General features: G+C 58.1%; 5 protein-coding genes. 4 read left to right on the top strand and 1 reads right to left on the bottom strand.

Annotation, left to right across the window (positions count from 1 at the left end):
• Positions 1-5 precede the first annotated feature (5 nt).
• The 3 genes from ACNKH3_RS12295 to sat all read left to right on the top strand — a co-directional run bounded on the left by ACNKH3_RS12295 (position 6) and on the right by sat (position 8,713).
• Positions 6-686 carry a PilX N-terminal domain-containing pilus assembly protein gene (locus ACNKH3_RS12295; RefSeq protein ID WP_417916048.1) on the top strand — a complete coding sequence of 227 codons (681 nt, stop codon included), beginning with the start codon at positions 6-8 and terminating at the stop codon, positions 684-686.
• A gap of 45 nt (positions 687-731) precedes the next feature.
• Positions 732-7,226 (top strand): hypothetical protein, encoded by a 6,495-nt coding sequence (locus ACNKH3_RS12290; protein ID WP_420209435.1) that lies wholly within the window; start codon positions 732-734, stop codon positions 7,224-7,226.
• A 209-nt stretch (positions 7,227-7,435) separates the two neighbouring features.
• Positions 7,436-8,713, top strand: a complete 1,278-nt coding sequence (gene sat / locus ACNKH3_RS12285) for a sulfate adenylyltransferase (protein WP_420209434.1) — start codon at positions 7,436-7,438, stop codon at positions 8,711-8,713.
• 68 nt (positions 8,714-8,781) lie between these two features.
• Here sat and ACNKH3_RS12280 read toward each other — a convergent pair whose 3' ends face one another.
• Positions 8,782-9,849, bottom strand: coding sequence for a DUF4469 domain-containing protein (locus tag ACNKH3_RS12280; protein ID WP_420209433.1), 1,068 nt, complete (start codon positions 9,847-9,849; stop codon positions 8,782-8,784).
• Between the two features lie 393 nt (positions 9,850-10,242).
• Between ACNKH3_RS12280 and ACNKH3_RS12275 the strand changes: the two genes are divergently transcribed.
• On the top strand, positions 10,243-12,117 hold the full coding sequence (locus tag ACNKH3_RS12275; protein WP_420209432.1) for a S8 family serine peptidase: 1,875 nt from the start codon (positions 10,243-10,245) through the stop codon (positions 12,115-12,117).
• The last annotated feature ends 554 nt before the right edge of the window (positions 12,118-12,671 follow it).

Raw genomic sequence — 12,671 nt, 5'->3', positions numbered from 1 at the left:
CGGCTATGAAAATAAAAAGCAAGCGCCGGAGCGGCGAAGAAGGCTTTGTGATGGTCGCCTCTTTGCTCATCCTCTTGGTGCTGACCATGCTCGGCATCGCGGTGAACCGCAACACCGACATCGAATGGCGGATCGCCATGAACGACCGTGTGCACAAGGAAACATTCTATGCTGCTGACGCGGCCACAGAGCTGGCTTCGGAAGCCTTGGAGCAGGGCATCGCCTGCCTTGGCTTCAAGCAGAACGCTGCTGACACTGAAGGCGGCGGAATGATGATCATGGGCGGCTATCCTGATCTGGAGCGTTCCGAACACAACGTGGCCATTGAAGGCAACTCTTTAGGTTTCTGGCGGAATTACGCTCCAGCCGGGCTGGCCATGCCGACGGACACCGAGCGCAACATGGTCTTTCCCGCCGTGGTGAACAGCGCCGGCGAATTCGACCGGGACGAGACTAACAAACGCAGCCATGCCAACATCAACATCGGCGGCAACACGGATCTGACCAAAGGCGCGGCCCTTCAGCTGGCGGCAGGCTATGAGGGCTTGGGCAAGGGCATGGGCGGCGGCGGCGCCACGCTGACCTACACCATCAACGTGCAGCAGCGGGGACGGGACGGCAGCGAGTCAACCATTTGCGTCCAATATGGCCATGTGCTTGGTTCGAGCGGCAACTGCAATTATTGAGATTGAGCGCGCAGTTCAAGGATTCAACAGAAGGGAGATGCGGTTATGAAAAAAAAGATTATCTGTGCGGCTCTTGCCTGCCTGGCCGGGGCGGCTCAGCCGCCTGCTGCCGCATTGGCGGCTGACGTGTGCGGCGAAGGAGTGGGCATTCCTCCTTTTCTGTCCTCCGGGGCCAAGCCCAACCTGCTCATGGTATTGGACAACTCCGGCTCGATGCTGGATGCGGCCTACAGCCAGGAAGGCGAGCTTCTTGATGCGAACGGACAGCCGGTTGAAATCAGCAGCGGCTTGAACGCGCTCTATCAGCGCTGCGTGGACGGCGATTATGAGATGATAAAGTCAAACGACGACACGATCGAAGTCACCGGCTATGACAGCACGGCGACCTATGCCGGATATTTCAAAAATGACGCATGGTACAAGTGGAGTCCGGGAGAATACCTTGAATGGACGAACGGCGCAAACTACACTGAAGGCACTAGGGTTTATGCTGGCGGCAACATTTATGAAGCGGCCACTGACGGTGTTGCAGACGGCTCTTCCATTGACAAAGACACTGGAGTGCAGTGGCGGCATCTGACAGTAAAAAACATTCTTCCATCTTTGCAATACTGGATCAACAACCGGGCGTATCCGGCCAATTCGTTCACGTGGTCCGGCCCGCAGCTGTATTACACCGCAGCAGGAGGAACCAGCAGCGACAGCAACACCGCCAACGGCTTGAGCCTCCTTGAGGACACCGGCATCACTTGGGTGGCGGTGGAGCACACATGGCGAGACGATCTGACCTATGCTGTCGATGACATCGTCAGCTACAAGGGCATTTATTATCAGGCGCTCACTGCCGGCACGGGCAAAATTCCCGACGCGACCAAGGGCGTGAACTGGAAAAGCCTGCGGCAGGGCGAATTTCAGGAGATCACGGCCAGCGCGGCGGCCAGCCATTGCTCCGGCGCGACCGGCACTAAATACACGCGGGCGGACAACCTCTGCATCACCGTTGACAACACGACGACTCCAAAAAAAGTCAACGCCTTCGCAGCGCGCGGCAACCTGCTCAACTGGGCGATGGCCTCCAAATTTGACGTGCAGAAGAAGATTCTCACCGGAGGCAAGCACAGCTACCACGAGGGCGTTCTGATTGCAGAGCACCGGGGCTGCTCCGGCTCGCGCCTGATCAAGCAGGTCAAGCTGGACGGCGCAGCCGGATATTTAGTTTTGGGCGTGCGCGGCTCCAAGAGCGAGTTTGACGATCAGTTCATCCGCGACAAAGTTGACACCAGCGACGACACATCACGGCTGGAGGTGCTGGCTGTCAACGCGACCGGCTATCAGTCCTCGGCGGAATGCCAGGAGATGATGGACACCATGATGACCAAAGATCCCAAAGGCGCGAACTGGAGCCAAGCTATCACCGCCTGTTTGGAGACTTTTCCGGAGAATGATGCCGCAATCACCCACCAGCGGCCTATGTTGAACCACAGCCTTCAATTTTGCTCCAAATTTTGGAACGGCGATCAGCGCAACATCAACACGGTCCAAAAAGAATGCGGCGACCTGTACACGGGAACTTCCTCTCAGCCCACGGCCTACCATCCTTCCACATTGGAGCCTGCCTACGGCGCCTATATCTGTTACGGCATCTATGATTCCAATCTGCCGCACGGCGACAGGGCAGGCTACATAGGACGCTGCTGGAAATCGCCAGAGGGCGCTTGGAAGACGTGCGTGCCGAAACCAGCCGTGCCTAATCCTGATGGCTGCAACATTACAGGCAAGAGCACTTTCTGCTACTACGGCAGCAGCGGCAACTGGTTCAAAAACGAGATAGTGAACGGCGCCGAATATAATTACAGCTGCAACGTGGTTGCTGAGCAAGCGACTTCATGCACTACGAATGACTGGAAGCCGGTCTATGAATGGAGCGACGGCTCCGGCGGCTGCGCCGCAGGAACTCCGCCTCAGATGGGCGGCGGCAGCAGCAGCGCCGGCGAATGGGAGGAAGATCCCAGCACTCCGCAAGACAGAGATTACACCAAAAAGTGCATCATCGAAGCCAGCGAGGACTACTGCCGCGACACCGCTGTGCCGGAAGTGATTGACCCCTCCGATCAGGCGGGCGACACCACCAAAGTTTGGAACATTCCCGGCGTGGTGGCGGATTCGCACATCATCGCCATGATGGGCGGCACCCAGCCGTTAGCCACCATGAAGGGCTACATTCAGCGCGGCGCGCGGCCTGAAGGCGTTGTCCACAGGGTGGCCAGCGATTTGCGCCTCGGCGTGATGGCCCTGCGCTACGTGGGCGCGGCCACTGAATGCCAAGCGAGCTATCTCACGGACGGCATCCAGCGCTTCTGCCCGCAGAACAACCGTGACGGCGGCGAGCTGCTGGTGGAGATGGAAGTCGGCGACACAGTGAAAGCTGATGACGGCGACTACCCCGGCGGCAAGCGGCGGCACATGCACGATCTGGCTGACGCCATCAACAGCGTCCGGGGCACGTCATGGACCCCGCTCGCCGAGACGCTTTACAACGCCTTGGGCTATTTCACCCAGAACGACAGCTTCTGCTTCAATTTTGACGAGAACGGCAAGTGCGCCGACTTCCCGATCTGCGAAAGCTACAACAGCTCGAACAGATGCACTGACGCGGAAAGAAAAGACCCGGTGCAGTACTGGTGTCAGGACAACCATATCCTTCTGATCACCGAAGGCGAGTCCACAGCGGACGTGCAAGCGGATGTGGTTGGCTTCGCCTCCAATCCGTCGGCTGAGGATAAGACGAAACGTTTTCCGTCCGCGCTGGAAGGCGATGATTTGGACGGCGACGGCACCGCCGAGCCGGACTTCACGCCCGGAACCAGCACGCCCTGCGGCGACAAGCTCTTCCGCAGCACCTATCTCGACGACATGACGTGGTGGGGCCAGAACGCCGGGCCGCTTTACCAAAAACGGCATCTCCTTGACTCGGACGGACGGTCCATGCCCAAGCAGAACATTTACACCCATGTTGTCACCACCGGCACGCTGACCAACAGCGGCACGGGCGAATGCAATCCGGTCACGCTGATGACGCAGGCGGCGGCAAGCGGCGGCACCACCGACTACTATCCGGGTGAAAACCCCCAGCAGCTGGAGGACAACCTCTATGCGGTGCTGGACGACATTCTCAGCCGCTCCTCCGCAGGCTCAGCGGCCTCGGTCATCTCCAGCTCGCGCAGCGGCTCCGGCGCGGTCTATCAGGCCGTGTTCTGGCCCAAGCATGAGGACGACGCGACCCCTAAAAACAAGGTCACTTGGATCGGCGACGTGCATTCGCTCTTCGTCAGCTCCGAAGGCAAGATGTATGAGGACAGCAACGGCAACGGCCGGATTGATCTGGACGGCGGCGACACGGCGGACAAACGGGTTATCTTCTACTTCAGCAACAAGGCCAACAGGACACGCGGCTGCTATGCCGATCTGAACAGCGCAGGCCAGTGTCCGGATGAGCCGGAGCCGGCGGAAGGAAACCTTGATCCGAAATGCGCCCCGGAAAACACAACGCTGACTCCTCAGCACAGCTGCGTGGAAATCACTGACATCAAGTATTTGTGGTCAGCCAACAAACGGCTGGCAGCGGCTGATGTCATGAACGAGCGCAAAATCTACACATGGAATGATGTCAATAACAACGGCATTGTTGATTCCGGCGAGTTTTTCACCCTGACGGATCTGAGGGATCAGCTCGACGCGCTGAACAGCAAAACGAATGACGCTGACCTGCCGCGCGGTTCCGTAGGAAAGGATTTCATCACCCCTGAGGACTGGGAGACCTTCGCCGGCTACACGCCTCGCCGATCGGGCGAGACTGAAGTGGACTACAAGAAGCGGCGGGAGCAGGAAGCGCTCGACGCGCTGGTGCAGTGGCTCCAAGGTCTGGACTCGCTCAACGATGAAACAACAGACGAAACAGCCGACGGCAAGGGCAACGGCAACGGCAGGCTGGACACCTCCTTGCGTTCACGCCAGTTCACCTTCAAGGATGTCAGCGGCTCCACTGTGGTCAAAGAGTGGAGGCTGGGCGACATCATCCATTCCACGCCTATTGTGGTGGCCAAACCGGCGGAGTATTATCATTACATCTACCGCGATCCGACCTACAAAGATTTTGTCGAAAAATGGAGCGGCCGGCGGAACATGGTTTATTTCGGCGGCAATGACGGAATGCTGCACGCGGTGAACGGCGGCTTCCATTTTGAGAACAACGGCAGCCAGTTCTGCTGCACCGAGGACATCAACACCGACGGCAGCTGCAAAGTGCCGCCTGTCAACGGCGAATGCTCCAGCGGGCCTGATTTGGGCGCGGAGAAGTGGGCATACATTCCTTACAACCTTCAGCCGCATCTGAAATGCTTGGCTGACAAATACTATGCCCACAAATACTATGTGGATCAGAAACCGCGCATTTTTGACGTGCAGATATTCAAAGCGGATGAAGATCACCCCGGCGGCTGGGGCACCATTCTGGTCGGCGCTCTCCGTTTCGGCGGCGCGCCGATCAAGGCCAGCGAGCTGAACGGCGACCCCGATGACAAACGGGTCTTCACCTCATCCTTCTTCATTCTCGACATCACCAACCCGGAAAAAGAGCCGGTGCTGCTCGGCGAGATGACGCAGCTGCTGGACGAGAACGGCAAAACTGTCTATGCGGACATGGGCTACACCACGTCCTCACCGGCGATGGTGGTCATGCGCGACGGCTACCCGAATTCCAAAGATGCGGACAACATCAAGACCGACTGGTATCTTGTCTTGGGCAGCGGGCCGACCGACATGTCCAAGCTGGACGGTGTCAACATCGCCGCGACCCCCGGCAAGCTGGCGGTGCTGCCGCTTGGCTGGCTGCCCGGCCCGGCGACCAACTGGAACGCCGGCGCAATTTCTGCGGTGGGATCCCAGGTGGCGTTCCGCATTCCCAAGGAAGCTCCTGGCAGCAACGGCAATGGAGAGGGCGGCATTTTCACCCTGCCCGGAACAGTCTCCAGTTTCATTTCTGACATCATTTCCGTTGACTACAACGTCAATCTCACTGCTCCAGGCAAACTGGGCGCCCGCTACCGCGCCGACGCGGTCTATTTCGGCACCGTGGACGGCGCTGACTTCACCCAGTATCCGTCCGGTTATCAGGACGGCCTGGAGGAGCAGTTTTACTGGGACAAAGGCGGCAGGATTTTCCGTTTGGTGACCAAAATGCTCGGCGGCACCGAAGATGCCAACGGCAACGGCAGGTTGGACATCGGCGAGGATGAGAACAACAACGGCAAACTCGATGTCGGCAATGTGGAGCAGGCATCGAAACCGTCAGGCTGGCCCGGCATGTGGACGGACGGCAATCCGATCCGGCTGCTTGCGGATGTCAAGATGCCGGTGGTCGGCGCGCCTTCCATCGGCTACGACGGCAGCAACTATTGGATTTACGCCGGAACTGGGCGTTTCTACGGCGACAGGGACAAGACCGACGACGGCTGGTGCCTGCCCGGCTCCTCGACAGATTGCGACAGTGACGGCGACCGGAGCAAGATCGGCTATTTCGGCCTCAAAGAGCCGCTCAAGGATGCTAACACGCTGTCCTTTAACGGCTGGAGCACGCCGCTTGCCCTGCCTGAGACATACGCGTACCATAACGATCCGATCATGACGTGGGCGGCAATTGAATGGGACATCAACACCCAAGACAACGGCGATCTGCCGGCCGATCCGGCAGCGGCAATTGCTCCCGGCAAGCGGGGCTTGATGCAGACTGACAAAATTATTGTCAGCGACATCAATAAATCGCCTTATGTGGATGAGAGCGGCGCTCGCGTCGCCCCTCTTAAATGCTATGACTGCAAGACCAATGTGCTGGACCGGTCAAAGTATTCCTGCTCGGAAGTCGCCAGTTCGGATGCTGACTACTGCTTCCCCAGCAACATCTGGGACAAAGTCGCTAAAGAGATCATTGACACGCGTGATGACAGCAGCAGCGTGAAGCCGACATTTGACCTGCTGGTCAAATACATCGCGGGCGAAGAGGCAAACAAAGGCTTCATGACTAAGGACGGCAAGGAGTACTCCACCGGTCTGGACGGCTGGTACCGGGACTTCCACGACCTGCGGGAGCGAAACCTCGGCGCGGCGGCGCTGCTGGGCGGCCTGCTGACCTACACCACCTATCAGCCTTTCAACGACAAATGCAAGGCGGAAGGCGAAAGCACCCTCTATGGCGTGCATTACCAGACCGGCACGGCGTGGACAGAGACCGTCTTCGGCACCTTCGACAGCGACGATGGCGCAATTTATCAAGGCGCGGAGGATGGCGAGTTTGTCATGGACAAGCTGAGTCTTGGCCGCGGCTTGTCCACCAGCCCCAGCATGCATGTCGGCACCGGCGATCAGGCGGCCAAAGCCTTCATCCAAACCAGCACCGGCGAGATCATTGAGGTGGAACAGGAAAACCTGCCGATCAATACAGGCAAAAGCGGCAGGATCAACTGGACCGACCGCTGCGGTCAATAAACGGCTGACAGCGCAGTTTGCGGCAACGGCTCCCGGCATCGCGCCGGGGGCCGTTGTCTTTTTCCGCTCCGCTTGTTTTTCGCTTGACTTCCCCGCCCATTGTCCTATATTAGAAGATTTCATCTTCAGAGAAACAGTTCTTGCTGCGGCCTTAATGCGCCGCATTTCTTTAAGAGAAAATAAACCATCATTTGAACGAGGAACACGTCATGTCTAAACTGGTAGCCCCCCACGGCGGCAAAGGTCTGGTCTGCGCTCTGCTGCATGGCAGCGAGCTGGCCGCAGAGAAAGAGAAGGCCGCAGGTCTGAAGAAGGTGAAAGTCAGCGCCCGCGCCAAGGGCGACCTGATCATGATGGGCATCGGCGGCTTCTCCCCGCTGTCCGGTTTCATGACCAAGGCTGACTGGAAGAACGTCTGCGAGAACTTCCAGCTGGCTGACGGCACCTTCTGGCCCGTGCCGATCACTCTGGACATCTCCAAGGAAGATGCCAACGCCATCACCGCCGGCGACGAGATCGCGCTGGAAGCTGACGGCGAGATCATGGCCACCATGAAGGTCACTGAGAAGTTCGACATGACCGAGGCCGACAAAAAGTGGGAGTGCGAGAAGGTCTTCATGGGTTCCGGCGCGGACTCTGTGGACGGCAAGTTCTGGCAGGTTGCTCCGGCGGATCATCCCGGCGTGATCATGGTCATGAACCAGAAGGACGTGAACATCGCCGGCCCGGTGAAAGTGCTGTCTCAGGGCAGCTATCCGTCCGAGTATCCGGGCGTGTACCTGACCCCGGCTGAGACCCGCGCCATGTTTGAGGAGCGCGGCTGGTCCAAGGTTGCCGCTCTTCAGCTGCGCAACCCGATGCACCGCTCGCATGAGTTCCTGGCCAAGATCGCCATTGAGGTCTGCGACGGCGTGCTGATCCACTCCCTGATCGGCAACCTGAAGCCTGGCGACATTCCTGCGCCGGTGCGCGTGAAGGCCATCGAGATTCTGATTGACAACTACTTTGTCAAAGACAACGTCATCAACGCAGGCTATCCGCTGGATATGCGCTACGCAGGCCCGCGCGAGGCCCTGCTGCACGCCACCTTCCGCCAGAACTACGGCATCACCGACATGCTGATCGGTCGTGACCATGCCGGTGTGGGCGACTTCTACGGCCTGTTTGAGGCCCAGGAGATCTTCGACCGCGTGCCGGTCACCGGCATCGCTGGCAAAGACCTGCTCTGCAAGCCGATGAAGATCGACTGGACCTTCTATTGCCATAAGTGCGACGGCATGGCTTCGCTGCGCACCTGCAACCACAGCAAGGAAGACCGCGTCATCCTCTCCGGCACCAAGCTGCGCAAGGCGCTGTCCGAGGGTCAGCCGGTGGTTGACCACTTTGGCCGCGAGGAAGTTCTGGAGCACCTGCGCGCCTACTACAGCGGCCTGACCGAGAAAGTTGAGGTCAAGATGCAGAAGGCTGCTTCCGGCGCAGGCATGTAATCCCGTCTGATTCCGCCAAGGAACGAAAAAGGAGATGCCTTGCGGCATCTCCTTTTTTATTTCTGCGATTAGCTCCCTTGCCGCACATCCAGTATATCCACCAATCTGCCGCCGTAAGGGCTTCTGACCATGCCCGCCAAGGTGTTGTATTTGTTGACCCGCACCTCCAAGCTGGTCAGGGCTGAACCAGCATAGCCGGGCAGCGTGCACGTCCCGTTGGCAGCCACGCGCACTGCATCGCCTGCCGCGCCGCCATCCTTCATATCCAACAACGAAAAGCGCAAGTCGCCGTCCTGCGCGTCCAGCAGAACCTGAATGCGCGCCCGCGCGCTGGCTGCGGTCAGCGTCCCGCCTGTGACCGAGACCAGCGGCGCTGTTCCGCCGCCGCTGAGAATGCCGGTCTCTGTCCCCAAAACCACTGCCAGCGGCGTGCGCAGCCTGCGCTCGTAGATGCCGGTGCGCAGCGTGCCGTTCTCGGTGTACTGGGTGGAGATGGAGAGGATGTACTCGTTGTTCCAAGGGTCTTGCTGAACGGGAATGTCGGGCAGGAGGGTGATTTCTGAATTGAAGACCGCAGTGCAGCGGGTCTGCCTCTGCCTGCCGCCGCGCGTTCCTTCGAGCACGCAGCCGCAGACCTCGTTCTCCTGATCAAAGAGGAGGGCGCTGCCGCTCAGATGCAGCGCGCCGTTCGGATTGAGCACGTCGTTCAGCTTCAGCACCATGTCTTCAGCAGAGGTGATCAGCGGCAGCTTCTTTGACACAGGCAGCCGCTCCAGCTGCGCGAGCCGTCCCACCTCCGCCTGAAAGGCTTTGGCGACAATGACCCGGACATTCAGGATTTTCTCTGTCGGCGGCAGCGGATCGTCCGGCTCATCCAGACGGGCGTTCAGGGAGACGCGGAAAGTGAACGCATCCTCCAGCGCGGCCTGATTGCCGTTGATCAAGTCCAGCTTGATCTCCTCCACCAGAGCTTTCAGCGTGGTCTTGACCATCTCCTCGTCCAGCGCGGAATGCTTCTGCGCGATCCGGGCGGCCAAGTCATTGCCGCCGCTTGTGTCATGCGGCAGATGCAGGGGCCGCCAAGACTGCGGCGTGGTCAGGGGGTTGACTTCAGGTCTCCACTGTACGGTTGCCATAACTGTCCTCCAATTCAGTTAATTGCTCGGCATGAACATGAAAGTGTATGAACAGGCATGGTAAAGGGCGCGGCGTTTTCTGTCAACAGGAAAACATCATGCAGGAATGATTGCGAGCGGCATGAACTCATGGGCATTACAGACAGAAGATCATGAGCATGATTCTCAGGAGATCATGAACGTGATGAACTGAACATCACGAGCGTGAGTTTCAGGCAGTCACGATCATGACTGCCTGAAACTCATAATCTGTAGAATTTATTGCAGACAAATGAAATTTTTTATTGACTGAATGCCAATGCGTCGGTAAATTGCTGCTTATTGATCGTATCACGAATGATTACGAAAAGAAAGGATAAGAATTATTCTCAGGACAGCTTTGTCTTTTGCGCCATGACCACACACAATGACACTGCGGGCATCCTTCCGGGCCTGAAGGAACTCTGGGCCGAAACTCTCGGCAGCCCGGAAGTTGTTGTCGCGGTGCTTGACGGCCCGGCAGACCTTTCTCATCCCTGCTTTGCCGGAGCGGCGTTGCGCAGCCTCAGCGCGGAAGACAGCAGCGCAGCGGGCGGCGGCACGGCGGCCCAGCACGGCACCCATGTCGCCAGCATCATCTTCGGCCAGCATCAGAGCGAAGTGAAGGGGATTGCGCCCAAATGCCGTGGGCTTCTGGTGCCGGTCTTTGCTGATGAGCCGAACGGAGGCTTGGCTCCCTGTTCTCAGATTGACTTGGCGCGGGCGATCACACAGGCGGTTGAAGCCGGAGCGCATGTCATCAACATCAGCGGCGGCCAGCTGGCGCCTTCCGGGGAAGCTGACCGGCTGCTGATGAACGCCATCCGCCTCTGCCAGGAACGTGATGTGCTGCTGGTTGCGGCGGCGGGCAATGACGGCTGCGACTGCCTGCATGTGCCCGCAGCCTTGGAGTCTGTGCTGGCAGTCGGGGCGATGGACAGCATTGGGCAGCCGGTTGCGGTCAGCAACTGGGGCAAGGCGTATCAGTCGCAGGGAATTCTCGCGCCAGGAGAAAATATTCTCGGCGCATTGTCCGGCGGCGGCACAGCGCGCAGAAGCGGCACCAGCTTCGCCGCGCCGACAGTATCAGGCATTGCCGCCTTGCTGTTGAGCCTTCTGCGCCAGCAGGGCAGGCAGGCATCTCCTCATGCAATCCGCGAGGTTCTTTTGCAAAATGTCTTGCCGTGCAATCTGCCCCAAGGGACGGAGCAGCAGCGGTGTTTGATGGGAAGGATAAATGTTTCAGGAAGTTGTAGTTCATTAACTAAGTCAGCACAAGGAGGAAGTGTTATGTCGGAAAACGAAGTGATGGTCACGCCATCAGCTTGCGGCTGCGGCGGAGCCAAGGAAGAAGTGCTTGAGCAGGATGCTGCTCTTGAGACGGCTGAAGGTGTTCAGCCCAGCGCGGCGGTTGCCTCTGCACCGGTGCCTGCGGCGGTGACACCTTCAGCAGGCTGTCCTTCATGTCCAGGCGGCGCAAGGCTGGTTTACGCGCTGGGCGAGCTGGGCACCGACTTTGGCAGCGAAGCCCGGAAGGACTCTTTCACGCAGGACATGATGGGCGCAAGCCTGCTGGAGTATCTGGCAAAGAATCCTTGGGCCGCCCAGAATCTGATCTGGACGCTGAATCTGGATGCGACCCCGATTTATGCGATTGTGCCGCAAGGGCCATTCGCCAGCGTGGCCTATGAACGGCTGCGTGAGTTCTTGGCAGACAACAAAATAGAGCGTGTCTCCATTCCTGGATACATTGGCGGCACCATCAAGCTGATGTCTGGTCAGGCTGTGCCGGTTATTGTCCCGGAAGTGCGGGGCATGTACAGCTGGACGCTTGGTGCCTTGGCGGAAGCTGCTGTCAGCAATATGAGGGCATCTGCTGAAGTTTCTGAAGAAAGAGCAAGAATGGCGGACAGCCAGCTGCGGGATTATCTGAACCGTGTGTACTACGATTACCGCAACTTGGGTATAACACCGCAGGAACGCGCCTTGAATTTCTCCGCCACCAACGCATTCCAGATCACGTCGGTGCTGGTGACAGAGACGAACGAGGGCCAGCGGCGTGTGCTTGATGAAATCACGGTCGAGAAAAGCCCGCTTTGCCGCCCGGATTCTGACTGCTACGATGTGAAGCTGACGTTCTTTGACCCGGACAACACACTTCGTTCGCGTCGTGTCTATCGCTACACAGTGGATGTGAGCGAGGTGCTGCCAGTGACTATTGGCAAAGTCCGTTCTTGGGCGCAGTCTTGATCTGAGGAGAACACTGCAATGACATTACCTAATTGCGTTTCGGCTGTCGAAAGAAAAGTCTGCACAGCAACGTGTTCAAATTGGAACACTGAAGGGGTTGTTCCTGCAAACAGTCAATTTATATGCGATCTTTGCTGCGAGATGAGCAGGGACATCCAGATAGATTGCAGCCGGATTGTTCAAGGGTGCACATGCTCTTTCAGCGGAACTTCTGAGCCTTGAATGGTGCAAGGCTCATTTATATCAACTAAGGAGGAATATTATGCCGTTTATGCCAAAGCAACATGCACCAGTGGACAGAAAGGCTATCAGCCAGACCTTTCAATCATACGTTACCGTAAGTGCTTGGAATTGCATTGATGCTTCCATCGAGAATGGTCAAGCATGTGTTAATCTTCCCATTGTCGGAAGAAAATGCATTAACGTGCCAAGCAGCATACCAGATGGTTCTGCCTCTGTTTGCGGATCAATATGTACCACGTGGGGTATTCCAACAGGGGCTTGCGCAACTGTTAAGGTGGGTGGTAGGCAAGTTGCTCGCAAGTGTTTTGGTT

The sequence above is a fragment of the Candidatus Electronema sp. JC genome, assembly GCF_048287365.2.
Lineage (GTDB): Bacteria > Desulfobacterota > Desulfobulbia > Desulfobulbales > Desulfobulbaceae > Electronema.
Note: the sequence above shows the minus strand (reverse complement) of the source record. Positions and strands in the feature narration are given on the sequence as shown.